The organism is Rhizobium sp. L1K21 (assembly GCF_024055895.1).
Taxonomy (GTDB): domain Bacteria; phylum Pseudomonadota; class Alphaproteobacteria; order Rhizobiales; family Rhizobiaceae; genus Ensifer_A.
On the sequence record NZ_JAMXLE010000011.1, the window covers coordinates 26,827 to 51,788 of the forward strand.

Annotated in this window: 27 protein-coding genes; 16 read left to right on the forward strand and 11 right to left on the reverse strand. The window is 56.5% G+C overall.

The window, feature by feature from the left end; translation table 11 throughout:
• Positions 1–18 precede the first annotated feature (18 nt).
• Both NHF56_RS20365 and NHF56_RS20370 read right to left on the reverse strand, forming a co-directional pair.
• On the reverse strand, positions 19–702 hold the full coding sequence (locus NHF56_RS20365; protein WP_252808065.1) for a hypothetical protein: 684 nt from the start codon (positions 700–702) through the stop codon (positions 19–21).
• Between the two features lie 162 nt (positions 703–864).
• Positions 865–1,119: a YMGG-like glycine zipper-containing protein gene (locus NHF56_RS20370; RefSeq protein WP_252808067.1), complete on the reverse strand. Its 255-nt coding sequence runs from the start codon at positions 1,117–1,119 to the stop codon at positions 865–867.
• A 211-nt stretch (positions 1,120–1,330) separates the two neighbouring features.
• Between NHF56_RS20370 and NHF56_RS20375 the strand changes: the two genes are divergently transcribed.
• The 3 genes from NHF56_RS20375 (at position 1,331) to NHF56_RS20385 (ending at position 3,006) form a co-directional block, all read left to right on the forward strand.
• Positions 1,331–1,507: a hypothetical protein gene (locus tag NHF56_RS20375; protein WP_252808071.1), complete on the forward strand. Its 177-nt coding sequence runs from the start codon at positions 1,331–1,333 to the stop codon at positions 1,505–1,507.
• 74 nt (positions 1,508–1,581) lie between these two features.
• Entirely contained in the window at positions 1,582–1,854 is a 273-nt protein-coding gene (locus tag NHF56_RS20380) for a hypothetical protein (RefSeq protein ID WP_252808073.1), read from the forward strand.
• Between the two features lie 132 nt (positions 1,855–1,986).
• Positions 1,987–3,006 carry an AI-2E family transporter gene (locus tag NHF56_RS20385; RefSeq protein WP_252808075.1) on the forward strand — a complete coding sequence of 340 codons (1,020 nt, stop codon included), beginning with the start codon at positions 1,987–1,989 and terminating at the stop codon, positions 3,004–3,006.
• Positions 3,007–3,028: 22 nt separating this feature from the next.
• Here NHF56_RS20385 and NHF56_RS20390 read toward each other — a convergent pair whose 3' ends face one another.
• Both NHF56_RS20390 and NHF56_RS20395 read right to left on the reverse strand, forming a co-directional pair.
• Positions 3,029–3,256, reverse strand: a complete 228-nt coding sequence (locus tag NHF56_RS20390) for a hypothetical protein (RefSeq protein WP_252808077.1) — start codon at positions 3,254–3,256, stop codon at positions 3,029–3,031.
• A gap of 207 nt (positions 3,257–3,463) precedes the next feature.
• Positions 3,464–4,024, reverse strand: a complete 561-nt coding sequence (locus NHF56_RS20395) for a DJ-1/PfpI/YhbO family deglycase/protease (protein ID WP_252808078.1) — start codon at positions 4,022–4,024, stop codon at positions 3,464–3,466.
• Positions 4,025–4,188: 164 nt separating this feature from the next.
• Between NHF56_RS20395 and NHF56_RS20400 the strand changes: the two genes are divergently transcribed.
• The 4 genes from NHF56_RS20400 (at position 4,189) to NHF56_RS20415 (ending at position 6,570) form a co-directional block, all read left to right on the forward strand.
• Positions 4,189–4,686 (forward strand): BON domain-containing protein, encoded by a 498-nt coding sequence (locus tag NHF56_RS20400; protein ID WP_252808080.1) that lies wholly within the window; start codon positions 4,189–4,191, stop codon positions 4,684–4,686.
• A gap of 94 nt (positions 4,687–4,780) precedes the next feature.
• Positions 4,781–5,773: a sodium:calcium antiporter gene (locus NHF56_RS20405; RefSeq protein WP_256995440.1), complete on the forward strand. Its 993-nt coding sequence runs from the start codon at positions 4,781–4,783 to the stop codon at positions 5,771–5,773.
• Positions 5,774–5,853: 80 nt separating this feature from the next.
• Positions 5,854–6,048, forward strand: a complete 195-nt coding sequence (locus NHF56_RS20410) for a DUF3008 family protein (RefSeq protein ID WP_252808084.1) — start codon at positions 5,854–5,856, stop codon at positions 6,046–6,048.
• 42 nt (positions 6,049–6,090) lie between these two features.
• A complete protein-coding gene (locus NHF56_RS20415) occupies positions 6,091–6,570 on the forward strand; it encodes an MgtC/SapB family protein (RefSeq protein ID WP_252808086.1) in 480 nt (159 codons plus the stop codon).
• A gap of 13 nt (positions 6,571–6,583) precedes the next feature.
• Here the strand turns inward: NHF56_RS20415 and NHF56_RS20420 are convergent, their stop codons facing one another.
• The 4 genes from NHF56_RS20420 to NHF56_RS20435 all read right to left on the reverse strand — a co-directional run bounded on the left by NHF56_RS20420 (position 6,584) and on the right by NHF56_RS20435 (position 10,831).
• Positions 6,584–7,423 (reverse strand): bifunctional allantoicase/(S)-ureidoglycine aminohydrolase, encoded by an 840-nt coding sequence (locus NHF56_RS20420; RefSeq protein WP_252808089.1) that lies wholly within the window; start codon positions 7,421–7,423, stop codon positions 6,584–6,586.
• A gap of 189 nt (positions 7,424–7,612) precedes the next feature.
• Positions 7,613–8,155, reverse strand: a complete 543-nt coding sequence (locus tag NHF56_RS20425; protein ID WP_252808091.1) for a fumarylacetoacetate hydrolase family protein — start codon at positions 8,153–8,155, stop codon at positions 7,613–7,615.
• A gap of 28 nt (positions 8,156–8,183) precedes the next feature.
• Positions 8,184–9,770 (reverse strand): gamma-glutamyltransferase, encoded by a 1,587-nt coding sequence (ggt, locus tag NHF56_RS20430; RefSeq protein WP_252808092.1) that lies wholly within the window; start codon positions 9,768–9,770, stop codon positions 8,184–8,186.
• A gap of 398 nt (positions 9,771–10,168) precedes the next feature.
• Positions 10,169–10,831 carry a TetR/AcrR family transcriptional regulator gene (locus tag NHF56_RS20435; RefSeq protein ID WP_252808094.1) on the reverse strand — a complete coding sequence of 221 codons (663 nt, stop codon included), beginning with the start codon at positions 10,829–10,831 and terminating at the stop codon, positions 10,169–10,171.
• A 196-nt stretch (positions 10,832–11,027) separates the two neighbouring features.
• Here NHF56_RS20435 and NHF56_RS20440 point away from each other — a divergent pair, with 196 nt between their 5' ends.
• The 6 genes from NHF56_RS20440 to NHF56_RS20465 are packed head-to-tail and all read left to right on the forward strand — an operon-like array spanning position 11,028 to position 17,031.
• Positions 11,028–12,320, forward strand: coding sequence for an ABC transporter substrate-binding protein (locus tag NHF56_RS20440; protein WP_252808096.1), 1,293 nt, complete (start codon positions 11,028–11,030; stop codon positions 12,318–12,320).
• Between the two features lie 12 nt (positions 12,321–12,332).
• On the forward strand, positions 12,333–13,043 hold the full coding sequence (locus NHF56_RS20445) for an ABC transporter ATP-binding protein (protein WP_252808098.1): 711 nt from the start codon (positions 12,333–12,335) through the stop codon (positions 13,041–13,043).
• A gap of 1 nt (position 13,044) precedes the next feature.
• Complete coding sequence (locus NHF56_RS20450; protein ID WP_252808100.1) at positions 13,045–13,749, forward strand: ABC transporter ATP-binding protein; 705 nt, start codon at positions 13,045–13,047, stop codon at positions 13,747–13,749.
• Positions 13,746–14,615, forward strand: a complete 870-nt coding sequence (locus tag NHF56_RS20455) for a branched-chain amino acid ABC transporter permease (protein WP_252808102.1) — start codon at positions 13,746–13,748, stop codon at positions 14,613–14,615. Before NHF56_RS20450 ends, NHF56_RS20455 begins: the two co-directional genes overlap by 4 nt.
• A complete protein-coding gene (locus NHF56_RS20460) occupies positions 14,612–15,565 on the forward strand; it encodes a branched-chain amino acid ABC transporter permease (protein WP_252808104.1) in 954 nt (317 codons plus the stop codon). Before NHF56_RS20455 ends, NHF56_RS20460 begins: the two co-directional genes overlap by 4 nt.
• On the forward strand, positions 15,562–17,031 hold the full coding sequence (locus NHF56_RS20465) for an amidase family protein (protein ID WP_252808106.1): 1,470 nt from the start codon (positions 15,562–15,564) through the stop codon (positions 17,029–17,031). The genes NHF56_RS20460 and NHF56_RS20465 overlap by 4 nt, the downstream gene beginning before the upstream one ends.
• Here the strand turns inward: NHF56_RS20465 and NHF56_RS20905 are convergent.
• The gene (locus NHF56_RS20905; RefSeq protein WP_256995439.1) at positions 17,007–17,327 is read right to left on the reverse strand and encodes an FAD-dependent oxidoreductase; all 321 of its coding nucleotides are present in this window, start codon (positions 17,325–17,327) and stop codon (positions 17,007–17,009) included. The genes NHF56_RS20465 and NHF56_RS20905 overlap by 25 nt on opposite strands.
• Positions 17,328–17,334: 7 nt before the next feature.
• On the reverse strand, positions 17,335–18,219 hold the full coding sequence (locus tag NHF56_RS20475; RefSeq protein WP_252808108.1) for a LysR family transcriptional regulator: 885 nt from the start codon (positions 18,217–18,219) through the stop codon (positions 17,335–17,337).
• A gap of 107 nt (positions 18,220–18,326) precedes the next feature.
• Between NHF56_RS20475 and NHF56_RS20480 the strand changes: the two genes are divergently transcribed.
• The 3 genes from NHF56_RS20480 to NHF56_RS20490 all read left to right on the forward strand — a co-directional run bounded on the left by NHF56_RS20480 (position 18,327) and on the right by NHF56_RS20490 (position 23,211).
• Positions 18,327–19,895, forward strand: a complete 1,569-nt coding sequence (locus NHF56_RS20480; RefSeq protein ID WP_252808110.1) for a proton-conducting transporter membrane subunit — start codon at positions 18,327–18,329, stop codon at positions 19,893–19,895.
• A gap of 12 nt (positions 19,896–19,907) precedes the next feature.
• Positions 19,908–22,301: a YbcC family protein gene (locus NHF56_RS20485; protein ID WP_252808111.1), complete on the forward strand. Its 2,394-nt coding sequence runs from the start codon at positions 19,908–19,910 to the stop codon at positions 22,299–22,301.
• 187 nt (positions 22,302–22,488) lie between these two features.
• Positions 22,489–23,211, forward strand: a complete 723-nt coding sequence (locus tag NHF56_RS20490; RefSeq protein WP_252808113.1) for a ParA family protein — start codon at positions 22,489–22,491, stop codon at positions 23,209–23,211.
• 5 nt (positions 23,212–23,216) lie between these two features.
• Here NHF56_RS20490 and NHF56_RS20495 read toward each other — a convergent pair whose 3' ends face one another.
• Positions 23,217–24,959 carry a hypothetical protein gene (locus NHF56_RS20495; RefSeq protein ID WP_252808114.1) on the reverse strand — a complete coding sequence of 581 codons (1,743 nt, stop codon included), beginning with the start codon at positions 24,957–24,959 and terminating at the stop codon, positions 23,217–23,219.
• Between the last annotated feature and the right edge of the window lie 3 nt (positions 24,960–24,962).

The following is a 24,962-nucleotide window of genomic DNA, read 5'->3' on the forward strand; positions in this document are numbered from 1 at the left end:
CGCGTGGACAAATACACATCAAGGCTGGCGAATGGGATCCGAGGCCAAGCGCAGACGATCGTCCACAGTGCGAACGACGAAAGTCACCTCTTCACCGCTGGGCATTGCCTCAGGCTCATCGAGCGTGAAGATAAAACGGCCCTGTTCGTTTGACCGGACGGTTTCCAAAGGATGGAACCGCTCATTTTCAAGCCATCCGAGCTCTAGCTCTGCATCGCCTGGCAAGCCGGCAGCCTGAAAATGCAACCGGTCATCCGGGTCCAGTCTGGCTTTCAGCCAAGCACCTCTCGCTGGACCGGTCTCAAATCCCGGAAGGCCCAAGTTTTCGCCAAGCCTGATAAAATCCTCATTCAGGTCCGGGTTTTCTGCGAGATAATCCGAGGCGGAGCTTCCCGCTTCAGACGCGGCTTCACCAATGCGCTTTCCCGCATCCTCGACAGCCCTACGAGCTTCAGCCAGCCAGTCTTTGGAATCGGATGCGGCTGGCAGGCTCAGCCGATGGTGCGCGCGTAGCTCCGTCTCGCTTTCGGCATCGTTGGCTTCCAGCAAAGCAGGGATGGATACGTTACAGCGGTCTGAAAGTTCTTCAATGCTCTCGCCCGGCTCGATGGCTTCGCTTTGCCCACATGGCGACTGTGCGTTGGCGAGGGTGGGAACCAGCAAAGAAAAAGTGAAAAGAGCAAATCCTGCTTTGTAGTTCATATCATGCCTCCTTCATTCCTCTGTCAAACGGGTAGCCGTCCATGATGTTCCACCGGGGCGTCAGGAGATCGACGTCATGACGACAAATGGAGGGGAAAGAAAAGGATGGCCAGAACCGATTTTGGTCCTGGCCATCCTCATATTGGATTCATTTCCGGATGATTACGGGCAATCGGCTACGTAGCGATCACCGTAACGGTCGCGGTAATAGCACTGTCCCGGTTCGTTTGCCTGACCGATAAGCGCACCTGCTACAGCGCCGACAGCGCCACCCACTGCAGCACCTTGAACGTTGCCGCTAACGATGCCGCCAACTGCCGCGCCTGAAGCACCGCCGATGGCTGCACCGCGTTCTGTCTGTGAGCAACCGGCCAGACCGGCAAGCAGTACGATAGTGGCTGGACCAATGATTTTCATTATTCGCTCCCAAGTTTGTTTGCAAATTTTCAACCGGCCAGACTGCCGGCTCATGGGGCTAACAACTTCGGGGCCTAATGGTTCCATGATCAATGGAGGCGCCATACGAGCGCGTTCGATTTGGAACAAACAGCAACAGGCGCGGTTGAAGCTGAAGAAACCGGCCAGACAAGCTGGTCCGTTGAATTGTATTCTCTCAAAGGTGAAATCGATGGTCCGTGAAATTCCACCCAAGAAAGCGCGACAAGGCGGGACATCGCGGCGCGTGCTGATCGTGCTCGTTGTGTCGCTCGTCGCTGCCTTCGCAGTCTGGGGCATTGCCGAACTTTATTATTACGGGGCGATGGCTCCCGGACCTCAAGCCAATGAGGCGGGCGAAAGTCTTTGACAGGTATCCCTGCCGTTGATCGAAAGTGAACAAAACGTCGCTGCACGTGTTCTGCCCTAGACAGGAGATGAACCATGACAGACGAAAACAAGAGCAGTCCGCTGCACTCGCCGGTTGGTGGGGAGGCCGATGTAGAAGCAACGGCAGAAACCATTACGCCCAAAGAAATTACCGCCATTACGATCAGCGACAAACCCATTTCCAGTCGCAAGGAAGCGCTGCGAGACATGATAACCGAGCTTGAGGCGCGCGTGGACGCCAGTGACCGGGGCAGCGATTTAGAACCACTTCTGGAAGAGGCCCGCAATGCTCTGCAAATTCTTGAAGAAAAGCGGGACGAAGCATAGCCGCAGAAACCCCAATCTTCCACGCTCTGCGGCTGCGCCTCAAAAATACGAAAGCCTTTCACAATTACTATGCAAAATAGCTACTCCAACAACCAGACAAACTATTCCACGAGCCAAAGTGAATCGAGAAGCGTGAGCGGTAGTCAAAGCAGGGCAGTGCTGCTCGCCCCGCTGTTGTTCCTGCTGCTCGTTGTTGTGCTCGCCGCAGCCTGGAAGCTGACCAACCTCCTGCTGCTGGTCTTTGGCGCCGTGCTGGTCGCCTTGCTTTTCAACGCATGTTCGAGCGCCCTCAGCCGATGGACCGGCGTGAGTTACCGGATATCGCTGACCATTGTGGTGATTTTGATCACGCTGCTGATTGCGGGCTTCATGGCGATGCTCGGGTCACAAATCGCCAGCGAAATGAACTCGCTCATCAAGAAAGCACCGCAAATGATTTCCGCTGCGGGCGATTATTTCGACATCACCGACAGTGAAGAGTGGATCAAAAACCGGCTGGAGGACATGATCGGTCAGCGCAGCCTTGTTGGCGACCTGACAGGCATTTCGACCGTCTTGCTTTCGGTGCCGGTGAATATGTTTCTGGTTGCGATCGGAGGCATTTATTTCGCTGCCGATCCCAAAGTTTATAATCAAGGTTTCCTGAACCTCTTGCCGCAGCGACACCGTGCCCGGATTTCTAATGGCATGTCGGCTGTTGCAGACGCCCTGAGACGCTGGTTTTTCGGTCAGCTTCTCTCCATGATCTGCATTGGGGTACTGACCACGATTGGTCTCATGGCGCTCGGAATTTCATCGCCCTTTGCCCTTGGTTTCATAGCGGGTGTCTTGGAGTTTATTCCCTATATCGGGCCGGTATTGAGCGCGGTCCCGGCTGTCGCCGTAGCGTTTGGAAACGGCCCGTGGGACGCCCTTTGGGTGGTCGTCCTCTATACAGCGATACAACAGGCAGAATCGGCCTTTCTCGTGCCGATTATTCAGAAGAAGACCGTCAAACTACCGCCGGGCCTGACTGTTTTCACAATTCTGGCATTCGGGATTTTGCTCGGGCCTGTCGGCATGATTTTCGGTGCACCGCTGACGGTGGTCTCTTTTGTCCTCGTCCAGAAATTCTGGAAGGAGGATGTCATCGAAAACGAACAACCTCACTGATCTAAGCAAGACCGGCAAAGCTTCAACTCTTGTTATGATCGCTTTCCTGGTTGTAGCCTCGCAAAATGGACCGATCATCAGGTTCAATGGGTTTATGGGGCTGGATATTCTGGCTCTCGCGTTCGCGTTCCCGGAGCGTCTTGGATTTTTGGAGATCCATGGTGGGGTCAAAATCTTTCCCTTTGTTGGATGTGTCGATCTCATCGTTGATGATCCGCTTCTGCTGTTGTTTGGTCTTTGGTCCTGTCATTTTGATCTCTCCGCTTGACGTGGCAGGCCGGCAGAGGGCTTTTCGGCTGCTGGTTTTAGCCGGGCGGCCCAGGCACAAGCTCCCGGCTATCGGGCGTTCCCAACCCAACGAAACAGGTTTTGTTCCAGACAGCGAAAGGCGGGGCAAATTGCCCCGCCCCTGATGGAAACCTGATCGCCGGTTTTTGCGATGACATCCAAGGGCCGGTCAAGCAGCCTTTCTGTCGTGGCGCCCTTCCTGGATCTCTTCAATGATCTTGGCGACAAAAGCATCCAGGTCTGCGGGCGAGCGGCTGGTTACAACGCCCTCATCAGCAACCACTTCGACATCACGCCAGTCTGCGCCGGCATTGATCATATCCGTCTTGATGGAATGATAGGAGGTCGCCTGTCGACCCTTGACCAGATCGGCTTCGATCAGCAGCCACGGTGCGTGGCAGATTGCGGCTATTACCTTGCCGTCACGCCAGAACTTTCGGATGATTTCGAGGGCGTCGCCGTTGGTGCGCAAGATATCAGGATTGATCTGCCCACCCGGTAGCACGAGCGCATCATAATCTGCGGTATTTACGTCTTTTACCGACACATGGGCTTTAACAGTTTCACCCCAGTTCTTGTCTCGCCAGGATTTGATATCCGCGCCATCAGGCGATGCGATGCTGACCTGCGCGCCGGTTTCTTTGAGTTTGTCACGCGGAACAAGCAATTCCGACTCCTCGAAGCCGTTCGTCGCCATAATGAGAATTCTGGCGTTCTGAATAGAGGGCATGATTTCCTCCTTTCGCTGTTATGGACATCGATGGCCGGTCATTCGGCCATCCGTCTCCACGCAACGGGCTGCGGTTTGCATTTGTTCCGAAAGAAAGACGGTTCGTGACCTGAACTTTATCCACGGTCGTTCGTTACAAACAAAAGCAAAGCTCGGAGACAGCCATGGCACAGTTGAAAAATGAGAAAAGAGAAACAACCCGCGAAGAAGATTATCGCGACTATGAAGAGCGCGATCTGGACCGCGGCTGGCCTTATGCGGACGAAGATCGCGATCCGGCCGCCCGAAACGCGCCATACGGCTCCACCCAATCGAACTTTGATGAAACGCAGGACATCGGTGCAGAAATTGCTGAGAAGACCGCCATTGCAAGCGATGGTGGACCTCAGATCGTCCCTTCAAGTGAAGAGCAGATAATCAATGACGATGCGCTTGAGGAAAAAATCGGCGTTATTTTGCAATCCTCCGACAGCATCGAATCCTCTACAATCGATGTCAGAGTGCACAATGCCGTTGCCGAACTCGAGGGTTCGGTCGAAACAGAGGCTCAACGCACTGAAATTGAAAGGGCTGTTCTATCCGTTGAAGGCATACAGGACTGCAAGAACCGACTAACGCTCATCGGTATTGATAGTCACATTCCTTCGGATGCAGACGAATGATGCTTGGAGTGACGCCTGGCGGTAATGAGAGACCAGAACCTGACAAGCTTGGGCGATGATCGCCGGTTTACCTCTCATATATGTTGTCTTGTTGATGGGCGCGGCAGCGCTCGTCATTTTTGCGTGCGGGCTGCGCATGACGTCGCTGGCAGACGAGATTGCCGACCGCACGGGCCTGGGCGAAGCAATCGTGGGCGGTGTTCTGCTCGGCGCATCCACATCACTGTCTGGAACGATTGTCTCATTCACCGCCGCATTTGACGGTCATGCCTCGCTTGCCTTTGCCAACAGTGTCGGCGGCATTGCCGCACAAACCGCCTTTCTTGCACTTGGCGACCTGATCTATCGGCGGGCCAACCTCGAACATGCATCGGCGGAGTTGACGAATGTCTTTCAGTGCGGCCTGCTGATCGTGCTTCTCTCCATTCCCTTTCTGGCTTCGACCACCCCTGAGATCAATGTTTTCGGGCTGCACCCCCTCTCCTTTGCCATTCCCGCGATTTATGGCTTTGGACTGGTCGCAACCCGCTGGGTCAGGGAAAACCCCATGTGGGAACCCGTACAAACGGAAAGAACCCGGTCAGACACGCCAGACGACGAACAAAACTCGGGAAAGAGCCTGGCGCGTCTCTTCGCCGTCTTTGCTCTCCTGCTGGTTTGTTTGTCTGTAGCCGGCTGGACAATTGCGCGCTGCGGCGCAGTCTTGTCGTCTGAGATTGGTTTGTCACAGACACTTGTCGGCGCTTTGATGACGGCCCTCATCACCTCTCTTCCCGAGCTTGTGACCACGCTGTCTGCTGTGCGCCGTGGGGCGCTTCAACTGGCGGTCGGGGGCATCATTGGTGGCAACACCTTTGACACACTGTTCCTGACGCTCGCGGATGCTGGATATCGGGGCGGCTCCATCTACCATGCCGTTGGCGATGTTGATTATTTCTGGAACGCGATAGCACTTGTCATGACAGGCGTTTTGATGCTCGGTCTCCTTTTACGTGAAAAGGAAGGCGCTGCCCGGATCGGCTTCGAAAGCGTTCTGCTTTTCGCCATCTTCGGTTCAGCAGTCACCCTTCAGTCTGTCTGGGGCTGACGCGCGCAGGCGTGTTGCGGAACAAATGACGTGAAACACCGTTCTGTCGGTTGTGAGACAACAACCGAGGAGACGGAAGAATGCCGGCAAAATCAAAAGCACAACAGAAAGCTGCAGGCGCTGCACTCTCCGCGAAGCGAGGCGATTCCAAAAAGAAAGACCTGCAGGGCGCGTCCAGGCAAATGTACGAGTCGATGTCGGAGTCCGAGCTGGATGAACTTGCTTCAACCTCAAGGAAGGGCAAGCCCGAGCATGCCTCCAAGGATGATTCCTGAGGGCGACTTTAGAGTGGTAAGGAAGAGAACCGAGGGGAACCCGTGAGCATCGATCTCAGCCTGTGGGCACAGGCGACATGGCTGCCAATCGACGTCATCGCGTCACGCCTCCTGCTAGCGCTTGTACTCGGGGCCGCGATCGGTTTTGAACGTGAGCTCAAAAACCGGTCTGCCGGGCTTCGGACCCATATTCTGGTATGCCTTGCCTCCTCCATCATCGCGATCCTGACGATCGAGATCATTCACGAAGATACGCTGCAATCAGACGCGGTCCGCATTGACCCGATCCGTCTGATCGAGGCCGCGACAAGTGGCGTGGCCTTTTTGGCTGCGGGCGTGATCGTGTTTGCAAAGGGTGAGGTCAAGGGTCTGACAACGGGTGCCGGAATGTGGCTTGCCTCTGCAACAGGTCTTGCCACCGGCCTCGGTTATTGGCAGGTTGCCCTTCTTGCCACCGTACTCGCCTTGATCGTTCTTTGGTTGTTGCGCCATATCGAAGGCTTGACAGACAACAAGTCGTGAACGCCGCGCTCCATCAGGTGCCGGAAAAGGACTTCGGAAGGCTCATGTGCCGGTTGACGTCCTTGTAGAGCAGGTAGCGGAATGGACCGGGGCCGCCTGCATAGCAGGCCTGCGGGCAAAAGGCGCGCAGCCACATATAATCGCCGGCTTCCACCTCAACCCAATCCTGGTTGAGCCGATAAACGGCCTTGCCTTCCAGAACATAGAGCCCGTGCTCCATCACATGCGTTTCGGCAAAAGGAATGACGCCGCCAGGCTGAAAGGTGACAATGTTCACATGCATATCATGGCGGACATCGCGCGGATCGACAAAACGCGTTGTTGACCAGGCCCCGTTTGTATCCGGCATCGCCACGGGCTCGAGCTGGTTCTCGTTGGTGACAAAGGCTTCGGGGACCTCCAGACCATCGACCATCTGATAGCGTTTTCGGATCCAATGGAATTGCGCCTGGCTTGGTCCGGCGTTTTTCAGCGTCCACTCTGCACCCGGCGGAAGGAAAGCGTAGCCGCCTTGTTCCACCAAGAATGGCTTGCCGTTGATCTTGATGTCCAGCATCCCGCTGGTCACAAAAAGGACAGCCTCGACGCCGGTCTCTGTCTCCGGTCTGTGGCTGCCGCCGCCCGGCTCAATTTCGGCTATATAATGCGAGAACGTCTCCGCAAAGCCGGAAAGCGGGCGCGCCATCACCCAGAAGCGGGCACCATTCCAAAACGGGAGATAACTCGTCACAATGTCGCTGAAAGTGCCTTTTGGGATCACCGCATAGGCGGTGGTAAACATGGCCCGGTCTGTCAGCAACTGGGTCTGTGGCGGCAAGCCTGCGGGAAGTGTGTGGTAACTGCGCTGAGCCACGCCGATGTCCTTTCTAGTCTGTGATGCCTCGATTTGACAGCCAAATTGCCGAGAGGCCGGAAGACGCTTGAACGAATCTCCGGCGCGATATTCCTCCAAAATATCGCGCCCGCCAAGATGTTCAGCCAAACCACTTTGGGCTTTATCAATGATTGTTGAGCTATCCCTCGGCTGCGCTGCCGCCAGAGATCATGCTTCTGCCACCACCTTTTTGGTGATCTTGCCAAGTTCTTCGATTTCACAGGTGACGACGTCGCCAAGCTTGAGAAAGACCGGCGATTTCATGCCGAAACCGACACCACCCGGAGTGCCGGTGAAAATAAGATCGCCCGGCTTCAAGGTCATCGCCTGGCTCAGCTCCTCGATCTGCGCCCAGACGTTAAACAGCATGTGCTTTGTGTTTGACGATTGCCGCGTGTCGCCATTGACCTTGCAGGTGATATTCAGGCGGTGTGGATCACCCACCTCATCTGCCGTTACGATGGCGGGGCCGACGGGCGCATGGGTATCGAAGCTTTTGCCGAGCAGCCATTGCGCCGTCTTGTTTTGCCAATCACGCACGCTGACGTCATTGCCGACAGCGTAACCGAAAACATGTTTGGGAGCTTCCGCCGCCGAAATATGACGCCCGCCTTTGCCGATCACAGCAACCAGTTCAACCTCCCAGTCCAACTGGCTAAAGGCTTTGGGCAGCTGAATATCGCCATTTGGCGCATTCAGGCCAATGTACATTGATCAGGACACATGTGATGGTCGCTGTTCAATATCCGGCTGCGAAGCCGTCCTTCCGGGGATCTGAGGCACCTGTCAGCGTTCCCTGCTCCCAGTCGATCCAGATCGCCTGGCCGCCACCGAGTGGTTCCTCGGCGGAAATGACGTCATGACCTTTTTCTCTCAGCTCCGCGACCGTCTTTTCTGGCACACTGCGTTCTGCCACCACCTTGTCGTCCTGATAGAAGACCCGTGAGCTGTCGATGGCCTGCTGCACATCCATGCCGAAATCAATGACGCTGGTCAGAAGGTGCGCATGCCCAAAAGGCTGGTAATCTCCGCCCATGACACCGTAGGGCATGACGGCGCGCCCTTCGCGGGTCACCATTCCAGGCATAATCGTGTGCATTGGCCGCTTGCCGGGTGCCAGCGCATTTGGGTGAGAGGGATCAAGGCGGAAGCTTGCACCGCGGTTTTGCAGCAGCACCCCGGTTTCCGGGCAGACAATTCCGCTGCCGAACGAATAATAGATCGAATTGATGAAGCTGACCGCGTTGCGGTCGGCATCAACCACGGAGATATAAACCGTGTCACTGGTCGAAAGCTTGGGATCGGGAAGATCTGTCATGGCCTTATTGGGGTCGATATGCGAGCGGAGATGCTGCGCCCGCTCCGCTGATAGCAGTGGTGAGAGGACCTCAGCAGTCGCATCCGCGTCACCGATCCGTTCGTTGCGGTCGCGATAGGCCAGACGACCAGCTTCGACCTCCAGATGAAAACGGTCGGCGCTGTTTGGATCGAGCCCGCCCAGGTCGAAGCCAGACAGGATGTTGAGCATGACAAGTGCGGTCAGGCCCTGATTGTTCGGCGGAACCTGATGGATGCGCATACCGCGATAATCGGTCGAAATCGGTCTGACATAGTCGCAGGCAGCAGCAGCGAAATCCTCCACAGTGTGAACACCGCCGAGCGCATTTAGCCGGCGCACCATCGCTTCTGCAACCGGCCCCTTGTAGAATGCATCACGACCCTCGGCAGCAATTCGTTTCAAGGTCTGGCCAAGGGCCGGCTGTCTATGCACATCACCGGGTTTCGGTGCTTTTCCCCCAGGCAGGAATATGTCCGAAGCGTGCGGGTCCTTCTCGAGCAGTTCGGCAGACGCCACCCAATCAAAAGCAACGCGGTCATGGATGACATAACCTTCCTCGGCATAACGGATCGCCGGGGCGAGAACGTCAGCCATGCTCAGTTTACCGTGATCCTGTTGCAGGCGGCACCATGCGTCAATCGCACCCGGTATCGTTACCGTGTGAGGGCCAAAGGTTGGCATTGTGGTGATGCCAAGAGCTTTCATTCGATCAATTGTCGCCGCAGCCGGGGCGCGACCAGAGCCATTCAGCGCAATCACCTCATCCGTTCCGGCGGGGCAGAAAAGCATGAAGCAATCTCCACCAATGCCCGTTGATTGTGGCTCAACCACCGCCTGAACCGCCGCGGCGCAGATCGCCGCATCAATCGCATTGCCGCCCGAGCGCAGAACATCCAGCGCAGCAAGGGTCGAAAGGGGATGCGATGTGGCCGCCATCCCATTCATGGCTCTGACCGGCGAGCGGCCTGGAAACTGAAAATCGCGCATGTCGTTTTACTCTGTTGTCGCCTGTTTGGATGTTCACCGGTTCACTTGCAAGAACCGAAGTGGTGACAGGAAAGTGTGGAACCCGCCATCTGTCAACGATCCGAGACAGGAAAGCCACCGTCCGTTCATGAAATTCCACCGAGCGCACTGCCTTTCCATCGGCAATCAGCTGGCTTCTTTCGATATTCGAAAGCTTTAATGCGAAACGCGCGCAGCCGTCATGGGGGAAGCTCCGCCGCAAGGTGCTGACTGCGGAACGGCGGAGGCTGAAACCGATATGCGCGCCCATGTCATGGATGTGACGCACAACCTTCTCGAGCAGACCGTGGCATAAGTACGAATGGTCGATGGGCTACAAGGATCGAGCGGAAATCCGCGCCTGTGCAGAGCAGAACGCTTCACTGAAAATACAGGCGCGAAATCTCCTCGGGAGAGGGTGGATTGCACATCACCGATATGACTGAAAGCTCTGCCATGACTTCGGCTTGCTGGATCGTGTCAGATGGCGAGATGAATGCGAGATCGGCTGGGGAATAACAGGCATAGCCATGCGGGGCCAAGACAAGGTAGAGCGCCAGCCGCCGCGGGTCACCTTGAATGATAATACCCTCTTTTTGGCAACGCTCAATCACGCCAATCAACGTGGAAAGCGCTTCGGCGTTATATTTTTCGCGCCCGCTTTCAGGCGTTTCGTCCTCCCGATCCTGCCCGAACATCAAGGCAAAGAAACCCGGATTCTCTTTTGCAAAAAGGATATAGGCAGTGCCAAGGGCATTCAGCTGGCTCATGGCGTCAGAGGGTGCCTTTTCGAGTTCTTTCGTCTGATATTGGCGAAGCTGGCGAAACCCTTCAGCTGTCAGATTATCGATAAGAGCCTGCTTGCCAGAGAAGTGTCTGTAGACCGAAACATGGGTCACTCCAAGCTCGTTGGCGACTTCTCTAAGCGAGAAATTCGGCCCCTTGCGCTTCAAAAGAAATTTCAAAGAGGTCTTTACGATCGCATTTCGTAAGTCGTTGTGATGATAGCTCTTTTTCTTCATGGATTTGGGCGCGGCGGCCATTTAGTTCACGTCTTTCTTTCAAGCATTTTTTGCAGGTGCGTCAAACGCGCGCAACAAGGTGCGTTGGCAAGAGCGTATGGCCTTTTGGAAAATAGGCCAATACCCAGTTGACGAATGCTATTCCCTTTGCAAGTATGTTACCAGTGGTTACATCAAAAATAGCTCTGTAAGGCAGCCACGAACTGGGAGATTATTTATGACTTTGATTGCTGAAAAAGCATCCGTATCGCGCCGTACACTTTTAAAGATTGGCGCGGCAAGCGCTGCAACAGGGCTGTTTGCCCCCTCCATTGCCCGCAGCGCCGGATCGACCATCAAAATTGGTTATGTCGGCAGTTTGTCCGGCATCCGCGCCGCCTTTGGCGAAACCGAGAGCTGGACACTGGAAAAAATGAAACAGCATCTGGCCAACGGGCTGGATGTGGGCGGCAAGAAATATGAGGTCGAACTGGTCATTCGTGACAACCAGTCCGATCCCAATCGCTCTTCTTCCATCGCAAGTGAGCTTGTCCTTCGTGAGCGCTGCAACATCGTTCTCGCCCAAGATGGTGATGGTGCGATGTCAATCGGCGAACTCGCCGACAGCCGACGGGTTCCCACTATCTCCACCATGGTGCCCTGGCAGGGTTGGTTCTTCCCGCGCGGCGGCGTTCCGGACAAGGGTTTCCCTTACACATTCCACTTCTTCGCCGGTTCGGACACGATCCTTGAAACGTTCGTGTCGCTGATGGGGAAGGTCGATACGAACAAGAAGGCCGGGACGCTTTATCTGGACAACGAACCCGGCAAGGCATTCATGGATCCCGAGCTCGGCCTGCCGCCGATGCTGAAAGGCGCTGGCTTTGAAGAAACCGCGGCCGGTCCGTTCCCCATTTCGGCCAACGATTTCTCCAACGCCGTTGCGCAGTTTTCTGCCGCAAAACCGGACATTCTCACCGGCTTCATGTATACCAACCACTTCATTCCGTTCTGGAATCAGATCCAGCAAGCTGGGCTCTCGCCCAAGGTTTGCGCCATGGCTGCCGCCTTCCTGTTTCCCTCAGGTGTTGAAGCGCTTGGAAAGATGGGTGATGGAATGGCAACGGAAGTCTGGTGGTCTCCTCGCTTCCCCTATGCATCAACCATCACCGGCCAGAGCGCTGAAGCACTTGCGGCGGAATGGGAAAAGGAAGCCAATCGGCAATGGACACAACCTTTGGGTTATGGTCATGCCCTTTGGGAAATAGGCCTTGCTGCGCTTAAGAATTCCAATGACCCGTTGGATCCGGACGCGGTGCGCGATGCTATTGCCAATCTGAATTTGGATACGATTATCGGCCGGGTCAATTTTGCGGAAAGCCCTATCAAGAGCGTTGCGATTACCGGTCTGGCAGGCGGACAATGGCGCAAGGGAACCGGCAAATATCCCTATGATCTGAAGATCGTCAGCAACGCTGCGCTGCCTGCTGTTCCGATTGAAGCGGAAATGGTGCCACTGGGCGGCGCTTGAGACGTGGCAACCATGGCAATCTTAGCGACTGAAAATGTGTCGCGGCAGTTTGGCTCGGTCTTTGCGGTCGAACGCGTTGATCTGACGCTGAATGCCGGCGAAAGTGTCGGTCTTATCGGTCCCAATGGGGCCGGCAAGACAACACTTCTTTCCCTGCTGACTGGTGATCTGCGGCCGTCATCGGGGAAAATCCTGATGGACGGCAAAGACGTCACGTCTTTGCCGCTCTACGCCCGCGTTCGCGCCGGTATTGCGCGCGCGGCGCAGATTCCGAAGACCTTTTCAAGATTGAGCGTCCGTGAGAACGTCTCGCTGCCGGCCTTCTTCGGAGCCGGTCTTGCCGGCGACGCGGCGTCTGAATGGATCGATGAGGTGCTTGAGATGTCAGGCCTCAGCGACCGGGCAGGCAAACAGGCCGGTGCACTGGGCTTGCTTGACCGCAAGCGGCTGGAACTCGCAAAGGCCGTTGCCAGCAAGCCGCGTGTGCTTCTGCTGGACGAGGTGGCAGCAGGCCTAACCGAACCGGAGATTGCTTCGATCAAGGAAGTCATTCTGCGCCTTCAGCCAAACCGAGCAATTGTCTGGGTTGAGCATATTCCATTTGCTCTGCAGGGTGTCTGTTCCCGCATCGTTGTCATGGACAAGGGCAGCAAGCTGCTCGATGGCCCGTTCGACGAAGTGTGGGCATCAGAGACCCTTCAAAGCACTTATATGGGGACGTGATTTGAACCTCGCTCTTGATGTTGCGCATGTGGCTGCCAACTTCGGCCAGTTTCGCGCCTTAAATGATATTTCCCTATCGCTTGAAGCCGGAGAAACGCTGGCGCTGGTGGGTGCCAACGGTGCAGGAAAATCGACCTTTCTCAAAATCCTGTGTGGTCTGGTCGACAGTTGGCAGGGAACGGTGAATATCAACGGTACACCGCTCAAGCCGGGTTCCCCGCGGCAGTCCTCGGAGCTTGGGCTGGCGCTTGTTCCTGAAGGCAGGCTTCTCTTCGAAAGCCTCACAGTACGGGAAAACCTCATGATCGGGCAGACGGCCCGCTCCGGTCCGTGGTCCCTTGAAGCTATTGAGCGGCTTTTTCCGGTGCTCAAGGAGAGGCGCAACGCACGGCCAAGAGAACTTTCCGGCGGTCAGCAGCAGATGGTTGCCATCGGTCGCGCACTTGCTTCCAATCCACAGATCCTGCTGTTTGACGAAATTTCACTGGGCCTGTCGCCTGCGGTCGTGCGCGAAGTTTATGACGCGCTGAAGGCCGTGCGTAAGGAAGGCGTCACCCTCGTGATTGTCGACCAGGACATATCACGGGTCTGCAATGTATCCGAAAATGTCGCCTGCTTCTTCAAGGGCACTGTCACGCATTACGGGCCTGCAGCAGGCATGACGGCAGCTGCGCTGCATGAAGCTTATTTCGGGGGCCGCACATGACCGCAGCGCAATTCACCGTTCTCATTTTTCAAGGGCTTACACTCGGCGGACTTTATGCCATGATCGGAGCGGGGCTGGCGCTGAACTACGGGATATTGAAAGTCCTTCAGTTGGCGCATGGCGAATATATTACCTATGGCGCCTTTGCCGCCATTGGCGCGATCGCCCTTTTTCCGAACCTGCCATTCCCCCTCGTCCTGTTGTTGGCGTTCCTGGCATGCGCGTTGCTGGGTGCCGCCGCGCAATTGCTGATCGTCGAACGCGCTATGGCCCACCGCAACGAGGTCGTGGCGATGCTGGTGACTTTCGGGCTCGCCGTGGTGCTTCGCGACAGCCTGGCCGAGTTTGCCGGCGCTGACTTGCGGGGACTATCCGTGGGAAGCCTGGCGCAGGCCAATTTCACCATCGCCGGTATAACGCTCGGTGTGCTTCCACTCGTATCGCTCGGGATCGCGTTAACCTCCTTCCTGCTTCTCGCGCTGCTCATCTTCCGGACGCGTCTTGGAATGGAGATTCGCGCTGTTTCCGATATGCCGGATATCGCAGCACTTGTGGGCGCGCGCGTAAAGCGAACTCATATCGTGGTCGCGGCCCTGTCAGCAGGACTGGCGGCAATTGCCGGCGTGTTGCTTGCGATGCGCTCCAGCATTTCCCCCTACTCAGGCCTCGATAGTCTCCTTATCGCCTTTGAAGTGGTGGTCCTGGGCGGGCTCGGTTCCATCAGAGGCGTCTTGCTGGCCGGCCTGCTCTTGGGAATGACACAGGTTATCAGCACATGGGCCGACAACAGTGCGGGACTGTTCTACGTGCATCTCGTCTTCTTCGTAGTTCTCGTATTCCGCGCAAAGACCGGGAAGCTTCAATGATGAAAAAAGTCGAATTTGTTGCCCTGGCCGTTGGTGCAATAGCGGCCATTTGTGCGGCCATCTTTTTAGACTCCGGCCTGCAGTTCCTTCTTTGTGAGGTATTGGTTCTTTTCCTGATGGCCCAGATGTGGAACCTGGCTGCCGGTTATGCCGGCCAGATTTCCTTCGGTCCGCAAATGTTCGTCGGACTTGGCGGTTATGCTCTCTATATGATCTCCAATAACACCACGATCCCGGTGTGGGTGGTCATGGCACTGGTACCAATTGTTGTGGGCCTGTTGGCAATTCCGCTCGGCATGGTCGTCTTCCATTTGAAACATGCCTATTTTGCCATTGGAACCTGGGTCGCTGCCGAAATCGCCTTCCAATTTGTCATCAAGACCCCCTCGCTCGGCGGCTCGAGCGGTCTGGTTCTTCGCCCTGGCGGAGAGATGGTCGAGGGATATCCCGAGAAGACGGTCGTTGCTGTTGCGCTTTTTGCGTCCGTTGCACTCATCGTGGCCTTGCGCATGTTCCTGCGCAGCAGGCTTGGTCTTGCCGTGCTCGCCGTTCGCGACAACGAAACAGGTGCGGAAGCAACAGGCATCAATGTCCGGCGGCTGCACCTTGCGCTCTACACACTGACGGGTGCCGGCATCGCCACCGCCGCCGCTCTTTATTACTCAACCACGCTTTTCTTGACCCCGCTTGATGCTTTTCAGGCCAAATGGGCGGTGGAGCTGATGTTCATTGTCGTTGTCGGCGGCCTCGGCACTTTGACAGGACCTGCCATCGGCGTCGCATTGTTTATCGGCCTTCGTGAATTCATGACGGCGAATGGGTACAGCGGCGACCAGTACTGGATCATCATGGGCGTTTTGGCAATCGCGGTGCTGCTTCTTCTACCCCAGGGAATATGGCCCGCACTGACAACATTTTACACCCGCATGACTAGAGGAAATACCCAATGAGCTATCGATCCGAGCCCTATTATTGGTCTGCCGTGGAAACGCTTTCAGCCTTGAAAGCCCGCAAGATCGGCGCACTCGAGCTCCTCGACCTGATGGTAAAGAGGCAATCCGATCTGGACGGGGCCACGAATGCCGTCATTGAAACACACATCGATGAAGCACGTGTTGCGGCCAAGGCGTTTGACGACGCCAAAGGCAAAGGCGGGGCCTTGGCCGGCCTGCCAATGACGATCAAGGAATCCTTCGAAGTGGAAGGTTTTCACACAAATGCGGGCATACCCGACTTGGCAAACTATGTCTCGCGATCCGATTCAAACGTTGCTGCGCGGGTGAAGGCACAAGGCGCCATCATCTGGGGTAAAACGAACGTACCGCTCGCAACCGCGGACCATCAAAGCTACAATCCTGTCTACAGCCTGACGCGCAATCCATGGAACCTGGAAAGAACCGTTGGCGGCTCATCCGGTGGCTCGGCAGCTGCCCTTGCCAGCGGGTTCACAGCGCTCGAAATCGGCAGCGATATTGGCGGCTCCATCCGCCTGCCATCGCATTACTGTGGCGTGTGGGGCCATAAGCCGACCCACGGCGTCGTTTCGGGTGCCGGTCATGTTCCGCCTTTCCCGGGAACGAAACCGCTGACTGCATTGTCGGTCTATGGTCCCATGGCCCGCAATGCTGCCGACCTTGAACTTGGCATGGACATTCTGGCCGGCGCACTGCCGGGTAGCGGATGGAAGCTCGATCTTCCCCGACCGCCGCAAAAAAGCCTGTCGGAGTTTCGCGTGGCAGTCTGCACACATTGGTTCCCGGTCGATCCGGCCTATGCGCAGGCTATTGAGAGCTTTGCCGATGAACTCGAAAAGCAGGGGGCGACCGTCACACGTTTGAAGGCAGCGCCGCCGGTGGAACGCTATGAGGATCTCTATATAGCGGCCCTTTTTGCGGTGATCGGCTCATCACTTCCTGAGAGCGAGCTTGAAACCTATGAGCGTGCTGCAAGCCGTCATCCGAAGGGTAGTCTCCCTGATCGCGTCGCCCGCGCCACGCGCAGCAGCTTGGGTGCCTATTCCTCAATGGTCGATCAACAGAATAAGCTCATGAGCATCTGGGCCGATTGGTTTCAGGACTTCGATATTTTCCTTTGCCCGGTTAGTATGACGGTCGCCTTTCCCCACCAGACAGAGGATGGCCACGGACCGGTACCACAAATGGACAGGGTTCTCGACGTGGGCGGGGAAATCCGGCCCTATATGGAAAATCTCTACTGGCCCGGCGTCGCGACCTTGGCGCATCTGCCTTCAACCGTCCGCCCTCTGCTCGACATGGTCCGCGGCATGCCTGCTGGCGTTCAGTGCATCGGCCCGGCCTTCGGTGATTACAAGACGTTGCGTTTCGCCGCGCTCTGCGACGAAGCGTTTGGCGGCTTTGTTTGCCCTCCGGGCTATGGTGGAAACGCCAGAAATTGACGGGCAGGCGCCACAAAGGCCGAGCTGGTGATGCATCCAGCTTCACTTCTGGCGAAGCGTTTTGGGAGCGATGCCGAACTCGGTCCTGAAGGCTCGGCTGAAATGAGCAGCGTCGTTGAAGGAAGGCATCCCACCTTCGGACACACGCCACCCATTGTGGCAGCGCGCTCGACAAGAAGAAGCTTCAGACCAAGGTCAGCCGCGCGGAAAGCAGCTGTGTAACCGCCCGGGCCAGCACCGATGACGACGAGATCGGCCTGCTTGTCGGCTTTTGGCAAGCCGGTGCCAATCGACAATCTCGGCCTATTTGCCGTCTTTGAAATTTGCCAGCGTCTCGCCGACCAGGGGGTTGGGGAAACGGCGCTGCAATGTGACTGCGAAAAAACTTTCCGTTATGCCATCCAACCTTGCATATTCGGTGAGCAAGCCGCTTTCCAGTTCATCGCGCACCACAATGGGCGGGATAACAGCGAGGCCAGCGCGGGCGCGAACCAACAGGCGCAGCATCGCCATATCATCGGCTTCGGCGGCAATTCTTGGCACAAGGCCTTTTTGCGCCAGAAAAGCATCGAAGGAGGCGCGCAGTGCCGATTCCATCGTGGGCAGCACCAGAGCGTGACTTTCAATCAACTGCTCCATCGGCTGCTCCGCCAAACGGGGATCCGAAACGCCGATGATGCTGACGGGTTGTTCTGAAAGCTTGTGCACAAGATAGGGACTGACAGCGTCTCGCGCTGGAACCAGATTGGTCAGAACCACGTCGATTGCCATTGCCTCCAGTGCGCGCAAAAGGTCAGGCTGCGTTCCGGAGCGCAGCACAACCTCCACATCATCGCGGCCAACAAGCGGATTGATAAAAGCGATCTGAAAGTTGCGCGATAGCGTTGCCAGCGCACCAAGGCGAAGGACCTGGCGCTGCCGGCTCACCGTTTGGAGCGTCGCCTTCAAGTCGTCGGCCGTCTTGAATATGGCCTCTGCATGTTCCAGCGCAATGCGTCCAGCTTCGGTGAGCAGCAGGTTGCGGCCGCTGCGCTCAAACATGGCATGGCCCAGGGAGGCCTCAAGGGACTTGATCTGCGTCGAAACCGCTGACTGGGAAATGTTCAGCGCACGGGCAGCACCCGTTAACGTTCCATCCCGGGCAACGGCACGAAAGAGGCGAAGGTGGTGAAGATTGATGCTGGCCATTGTTCCAAAATATAGAATGTTTTCCTTATAAATATGAAATTTTATTGAGCTTATCCATCCCCTATATCCTCCGGAGCGTTGAACCGGGCAAAGCCGAGGTAGCTCTCTTGATATATACGTTCTCACTCTCCTTTCTCTCACCGATCCTTCTTATTGCCGTTTCCTTGGTAGCATTCGCGCGTCCAGGACGCCGACCGGGCAATTTCCCCTATTGGTCCGAATGGGCGGCCTTGTCGGCCTTCTTCATGTCACTTTGCGGGATGGTGCAGATCCTTGCCTTTGGACCGATGCAAACCGGCTGGGGTAGCGGCTGGTCATATGCGGGCCTGCAAGGCAACAGTGTCACGCTTACGATGACAATCCTTGTCTCATTTATCGGATGGATCGTCCTTCGTTTCAGCCGGCGTTATCTCGATGGTGAAACCGATGAAGGTGCGTGCCATGGCCTGATGCTGGCAACGATCGCGGCAGTGCTGGTCTTCGTACAGTCCGCCAGCCTGCTGACGATGCTGTTCTCCACGATCGCAGTAGGCCTATCCCTTCGGCAGCTCCTGCTCGTCTATCGTGATCGCCCGCAAGCGCGGCGAGCGGCTGCAAAATTCTCGCTGGTCTGGCATGCAGGCGATGCGGCCTTTCTGATCGCTGCACTGCTCTTGTTCCTAAACTTCAACACGCAGGCGCTGGGGCAGCTTGCGATGGAGGCGACCGGTCGGGGGCTGGGCCTTATGGGCCAGATCGGTGTAACATTTCTTGTGCTGGCCGCCATGCTCAAATCTGCGGCATTTCCGCTTCATGGCTGGCTGACTGAGGTGATGGAAGCACCAACGCCGGTGTCGGCTCTACTGCATGCCGGCATCATCAATGCCGGTGGCGTCATGCTAATTTACACATCGGCACTCGTGCAGATGAACACCGCCATGATGGCAGCCCTGGTGATGGTGGGCGGGTTAACCGCGCTCTTCGGGGCGGCCGTCATGCTCACGCAAAGCGCAATCAAGACTGCACTGGCCTGGTCCACAATCGCACAGATGGGCTTCATGCTCCTGCAATGCGGGCTGGGGCTGTGGCCACTTGCCCTTCTCCATATTGTCGCCCATTCGCTTTACAAGGCGCATGCCTTCCTTTCATCCGGCGGTGCGGTTTCTGCTGTTGTGGCCTCACGCAGGCTCGGGCCCGTCGCAGTCCCGAGCGTCGGCGTGGTCCTGCGGTCTTTTGTCCTGGCCGTTCTCCTCTACGGCCTGATTGCCCTTCTGTTTTCTGTCTTCGTTGAACCGAAGTCTGCCCAGGCGCTTGCGCTTGGTACAATTCTGGTTTTTGGCGTTGCCTATCTTGTTGCTCAGGGGCTTGCTGACCTTGCACCCGCCGCATTGACCCGCCGAACAGCGCTGTTATCCGTGGTCGCAACGATTGCATACTTCTCCCTACAGGCCCTCTCGATTACTGCCTGGGGTCATGCCCTGCCCGCGCCGCCGGACACGGGGCCGCTGGAATGGGCGCTGATCGTGCTTGCCCTCGTATCATTCGGAATGGTTGCTTTTGCGCAGGCGCTTTTTCCGCTTTGGGCCCATCATCCGGCAGTTGCGGGACTTCGGGTTCATCTTGCCAATGGCCTCTATCTGAATGCGCTCCTCGATCGTGCCATCGGCGGCTTTCAGAACGCCAATTCAAACACATAACAGGAGACGGACATGCTTCAGACATATCTCCATGAGCCACAGGTTGAACTTCACCAAATCCTGGATGCTGCAAACGTGGCAGGTCGCATGATCCAGCCCGCCTTCCCCCTGGAGGCAACCGTTGCCGTCAACCCGTTCCTCGGGCACACCGGTGATGATCTGGCCACGGCCTCCGCGCGGCTGAGGCGGGTCGCTGGTGCCCGCGCTACACAATCAGCCCACGATTATGCGCGGGCAATCCGTGAGGGCCAGATCACCGACAAAGATCTTGCAGATGCCCTCGCGGCATCATCACACGCTGTGAAACCATCCGACGTTTCCGCGCTCAAGGGGCTATTGAATGGGCCTGATGACGCGGCGGTGCCTTTGCCTACACTGGCTGATCTGGCGGCCGGAGAAACCGGAATACACTGGCCGTCGATTGTCGAGAAGACGTTTGGACTGTGGGCTGCCGGATATTTCGACAAAGGCCAGGCGCTTTGGTCGGCCTCTTCGCATCTGGGTGCCTACGCGGCGTGGAGGGCTTGGGCCACGCACGATCTGACGCCCGAAATTGCCGGTTTAAGCGGATTGTGCGCGCATGTGAGTGAAGCCCCGGACAGCGCGGAACGGGCGATCTTGAGAGCAGCCGCAACAATCGGGTTGAGCCCGTCTGCAGCGCCATCTGCCTTTCACCGGCTTCATATAGATATCGGCGGTTGGTCACAACATGCACGCTGGATGCTCTGGCAGGCGGAACTCGCCGGTGGCAGCGACAACACCCTCCTTGAGCTTCTCGCGATCCGGCTGGTCTGGGAAGAGGCGATTATCCATTATGCACCCAACATCGTCGATGCGTGGCAGGAGGTTGTCAAAGCGCATGCCGAGCCGATTTTGCCGACAGCCCAGGAGATCGGCCTTGCCATTTTTCAGGACGCGGCCGAACGCGCCTATCAACGCCAGATGGAAGAGACAATGCCGCGCAAAAGCGTCCCAGACATGAAGGGGCACAAAAGACGGCCAAAACTGCAAGCCGCTTTTTGTATCGACGTCAGGTCCGAGGTGTTTCGACGCGCGCTGGAAAGTGCGGACGCAGGCATTGAAACAATCGGCTTTGCCGGCTTCTTCGGACTGCCCCTCTCACACAAGGCCGAAGGGTCTGATATATGCGAAGCACATCTCCCGGTCCTGCTGTCGCCCAAACTTGAGACAAGTAGCCATTGTGATGCAAAACATGAGCATAATCTGCGGATAAAAGGCAGGGCAGCGCGGGCATGGGGACGCTTCCGGCAGGCCGCTGTGTCTTCCTTCGCCTTCATCGAAGCCGCCGGGCCGGTCTATGCTGCCAAGCTTGCCGGGGATAGTTTCGGCTATGCCGGGAAAAAATCGAAAGCCGCTCCAGCCCCACATCTGATTTCCACACTCTCGTTGGAAGAAAAAGCCGGAACCGCTGCTGCCGTTTTGAAAGCCATGAGCCTGACAAAGAATTATGCACGAGTGGTTCTGCTGCTCGGCCATGGCGGACGGATGACAAACAATCCCCATGAAAGCGCCTATCACTGCGGGGCGTGTGGCGGCTACACAGGCGAGGTCTCGGCACGACTTCTCGCTCAGCTTCTCAATGATCCCGAAACGCGCTCCGCTCTCAAGACGCAGGGTATTATCATCCCCGACGATACACGCTTTGTTGCTGGCCTGCACGAAACAACCACGGACAGAGTCACGGTTTTCGACGCCGACCTGCCGCCCGCCAGCGGCTGCGATTTGGAACAGATCCACGCATGGTTGAAACAAGCAGAAGACCTGGCCTGCCTGGAGCGGTCCGTGAAGCTGCCTGGCGCAGAACCCGGCTTGATGGCGCAACGCGCGCGCAACTGGGCAGAAATCAGGCCCGAATGGGGGCTTGCCGGTTGCGCCGCGTTCATTGCCGCACCACGCGCCCTCACAGCAGGTGCCAGTCTCGATGGTCGGGCCTTTCTGCATAGTTACGACTGGCAGCAGGACGAAAACTTCGAGACCCTGGAGCTCATCTTGACAGCTCCGGTTGTGGTGGGAAGTTGGATCAGCCTCCAATATTACGGCTCGGCTGTCGCGCCAGATGTTTTTGGCGGCGGCAACAAGCTTATTCATAATGTGGTTGGCGGCATCGGCGTTCTCGAAGGCAATGGGGGACGTTTACGCACCGGATTACCACTGCAGACAATCCATGACGGCGAAAAGTGGATGCACCACCCGCTCCGCCTTTCGGTCATGATTGAGGCGCCTCAAGAGGCGATCACCGGTGTCCTGAAGAAACATCAAGAGCTTCGCACGCTCTTCGACCACAGTTGGTTGCACCTGTTTGTCATGAAAGAAGGACGGGTCAGCTCCCGCTATCTGCCGGGACTGTGCTGGGAAAGCGCGGCGAACCAAGCTCTCGCTTCTTGATGAGTTTCCCACATGCCGCTCCACACTTTCGGAGCGGCAAATATCATGCCGAAGATCAGCACACTGTTTGGTCTGGAAATTTGCAAAAAGATCTTCTTTTTTGCCAAACCCTGCCGGCAATTAACGCTTGATTAACCATAAATCAGCTTAGAATTGACAAGACTTTTTCACCGAGGCGGGACCAAAGATGTCGGTTATTACATTCGCAAATACCAAGGGTGGTGCCGGCAAGACCACGGCGGTCTTGATTCTTGCATGCGAATTGCAGCGGATGGGGTATTCGGTTGCCGTTTTCGACGCTGACCCCCAACGCTGGATTTCCAAATGGTTTGAGCAACTCGGCGACAAAAGGCCCAAGGGCCTTTCTGTGGTTTCCTATATCACGGCCTCAAATCTCGATCTCAACATTCGCGAATTGAAAAACAGCGTTGATTTTCTGCTGATCGACCTGCCCGGTGCGCGCAGCCCGCTTCTGGCCCAGGCACTTGGTTATTCCGATTATGTCCTCATTCCCGTGCAAGGATCGGCCATGGATGCGCAAGGGGCCGCCAATGTCATTGAGCTCCTACAATATCTCGACATCAAGGCCGGCCTTCATATCCCCCATTCCGTCTTGCTGACCCGCATAAACCCGATGGTTACAACCAGGGCCTTGCAGGCCGTCAAGGAAATGCTGGAAACCAAGCGGGTGCATCTTTTGGAAACCCCCATCATCGAACGCGCGGCTTTCCGCGACGTCTTCGGTGTTGGGGAGACGCTTTACACCATGGACCCGCAGCGGGTGAGCAATCTCGAAAAAGCCCAGCACAACGCACATATGCTGGGCATGGAGGTGTTTCGCCGCATCCTGCCCTATGTAACAGCAAGGGCGCAAAGGTCAGAAAGCAAACCGCTGCTCAACGTCGCCTGATCTGGTCAGAAGAGAGCGTCGTCGAAAAGATCCTCGTCGTCAGTCTCATCCTTGGCAGCCACTGTCTCGGCAGGCGCTTCCGTGACCTGGCTGAAAATGCGGGAATGTACGTCACGCTCAGACTTCATCGTATACGTCTTGTAGATATCCGTGGAGATGGCAGAAATGAGGGCCTCTCGGCCTGTCATCTCTGTGTGAGCGGCCTTTGCAGAGGATGTGCTTTCTGCGCAGTCAGCGATAATATCCTGAATGGATTGATGGAAATTAAGCCCGGACTCAGCATTTGCGATGCAGTTTGCAACATTCTGCCCGCTTTCGCGCAGCGCGGACATTTGTGTTTCCAGTGAATCGGCGGCTTTCATCACGTGGACGAGAGCGATATCGATATGGTTGGCGAGATCATCTGAACCTTCGCCGCCACTATCGCGCATTTCTGATGCCATTTGATTAAGTTTGTGCAAGTGACCAAGCGTAAGTTCGCCGGTCTCATCCAGCTTGCCGGAGAATGTGCGCAATTCGCTTGTCACAACATTGATGGCACGCCCTTCTTCGCCAAGCCGCCCGCACCGCAGATTCGTGTTGAGCGCCATATATTGAATATCGGTTCGCACAAGCTGGATCGTCTCGATCCTCTGCACCAGGGCATCAACAATCCGGCTGGCGGACTGGCTCAGTTGAATGGCTTCCGTTGCCGATTTTTCCACTTCACCAACCGCGCGTCGGGCATTTTCAAGCCCGGACTGAACGGCTCTCAAGGGGGAGGCTTCGTTTTGTGTTCTCTGTGGCAACATGGTTTCGTGAAGCTCTACCAGTGAAGCGGCATCGGCAAAAAAGGCCTGAATGTTGCTGACAATCTTGCTGCATTCACGTCCAAAGTCCCCAGCCAGCTCTTTGAGCTGTTCATGGACCAGCGTTTCCACCGAACCCATCAGTACATTTCTTTCATCGTTTGAAAGCGGCACCTGCTCGGCGGCCATATGGCTTTGCGCGATGGAAAATGCAGTCTGGCAATGTTCAATACGCTGGCGGGTTACATCGCCGATCTGCAGTGACGATAGGCTGCTTGCCAGACGGCCTTGAACCTTCTGGGCCATGTCGCCGATCTTGGTTGCAACCTTTGCCAGAGCAGCCCGCTGCACCTCGATCGCCTCGGCATTTGCTGAAAGGTCTGCGACGATTGCAGGAATGCCGTCAGCATGCTGCTGCATTTTCTCACCGCCCGCTTTAGAGGCCAGGGCGATCATGCCGTGCAACTCGCCAATCTGACTTGACAGCGAAGCAACCTCACGCGTCGCAAATTGAATGCGCTCGATGATTTCAACAGCAAAACCGGCAAAATCCGGAATATTTGCGCCAGTGATCTTGGCTGTTGTCGCAAATGTTCTCAAATAGCGCAGCGTTTCTTCCATATCCGCAATATGGCCTGAAAGGGCGCAGCCTTCCGCTCCGATTGCCTCCAGCCTGCGGTCTCGCAACGCCTGAGCTTCGGGAAGGCTCGCGATCAGCCCCGCCGTCAGCTTCAGTTCCGAGGTCGCTTCCTTGGCCTCTTCTTCCTTCAGCGCGCCGGTGACCTTTTCCAACGTCTGCGTCAGCTGCGTGAAGACATCGAGGACCGACACCAGAAGTGTGCCGCCCTCCAGGAAACGCTGCTCGATTTGCGCCCGGGCATGCTCTAGGTTTCCAGCAATGTCATTGGCTGGCCCATTGGAGCCGAAACCAGATAGTTCCATCTTAGCCGTGGTTTTCATACT

Coding starts and splice junctions, on each gene's coding strand:
- NHF56_RS20365 (WP_252808065.1), bottom strand. CDS start 702: ATGAACTACAAAGCAGGATTTGCTCTTTTCACTTTTTCTTTGCTGGTT.
- NHF56_RS20370 (WP_252808067.1), bottom strand. CDS start 1,119: ATGAAAATCATTGGTCCAGCCACTATCGTACTGCTTGCCGGTCTGGCC.
- NHF56_RS20375 (WP_252808071.1), top strand. CDS start 1,331: ATGGTCCGTGAAATTCCACCCAAGAAAGCGCGACAAGGCGGGACATCG.
- NHF56_RS20380 (WP_252808073.1), top strand. CDS start 1,582: ATGACAGACGAAAACAAGAGCAGTCCGCTGCACTCGCCGGTTGGTGGG.
- NHF56_RS20390 (WP_252808077.1), bottom strand. CDS start 3,256: ATGACAGGACCAAAGACCAAACAACAGCAGAAGCGGATCATCAACGAT.
- NHF56_RS20395 (WP_252808078.1), bottom strand. CDS start 4,024: ATGCCCTCTATTCAGAACGCCAGAATTCTCATTATGGCGACGAACGGC.
- NHF56_RS20400 (WP_252808080.1), top strand. CDS start 4,189: ATGGCACAGTTGAAAAATGAGAAAAGAGAAACAACCCGCGAAGAAGAT.
- NHF56_RS20405 (WP_256995440.1), top strand. CDS start 4,781: ATGGGCGCGGCAGCGCTCGTCATTTTTGCGTGCGGGCTGCGCATGACG.
- NHF56_RS20410 (WP_252808084.1), top strand. CDS start 5,854: ATGCCGGCAAAATCAAAAGCACAACAGAAAGCTGCAGGCGCTGCACTC.
- NHF56_RS20425 (WP_252808091.1), bottom strand. CDS start 8,155: ATGTACATTGGCCTGAATGCGCCAAATGGCGATATTCAGCTGCCCAAA.
- ggt (WP_252808092.1), bottom strand. CDS start 9,770: ATGCGCGATTTTCAGTTTCCAGGCCGCTCGCCGGTCAGAGCCATGAAT.
- NHF56_RS20435 (WP_252808094.1), bottom strand. CDS start 10,831: ATGGCCGCCGCGCCCAAATCCATGAAGAAAAAGAGCTATCATCACAAC.
- NHF56_RS20440 (WP_252808096.1), top strand. CDS start 11,028: ATGACTTTGATTGCTGAAAAAGCATCCGTATCGCGCCGTACACTTTTA.
- NHF56_RS20445 (WP_252808098.1), top strand. CDS start 12,333: ATGGCAATCTTAGCGACTGAAAATGTGTCGCGGCAGTTTGGCTCGGTC.
- NHF56_RS20455 (WP_252808102.1), top strand. CDS start 13,746: ATGACCGCAGCGCAATTCACCGTTCTCATTTTTCAAGGGCTTACACTC.
- NHF56_RS20460 (WP_252808104.1), top strand. CDS start 14,612: ATGATGAAAAAAGTCGAATTTGTTGCCCTGGCCGTTGGTGCAATAGCG.
- NHF56_RS20465 (WP_252808106.1), top strand. CDS start 15,562: ATGAGCTATCGATCCGAGCCCTATTATTGGTCTGCCGTGGAAACGCTT.
- NHF56_RS20475 (WP_252808108.1), bottom strand. CDS start 18,219: ATGGCCAGCATCAATCTTCACCACCTTCGCCTCTTTCGTGCCGTTGCC.
- NHF56_RS20485 (WP_252808111.1), top strand. CDS start 19,908: ATGCTTCAGACATATCTCCATGAGCCACAGGTTGAACTTCACCAAATC.
- NHF56_RS20490 (WP_252808113.1), top strand. CDS start 22,489: ATGTCGGTTATTACATTCGCAAATACCAAGGGTGGTGCCGGCAAGACC.
- NHF56_RS20495 (WP_252808114.1), bottom strand. CDS start 24,959: ATGAAAACCACGGCTAAGATGGAACTATCTGGTTTCGGCTCCAATGGG.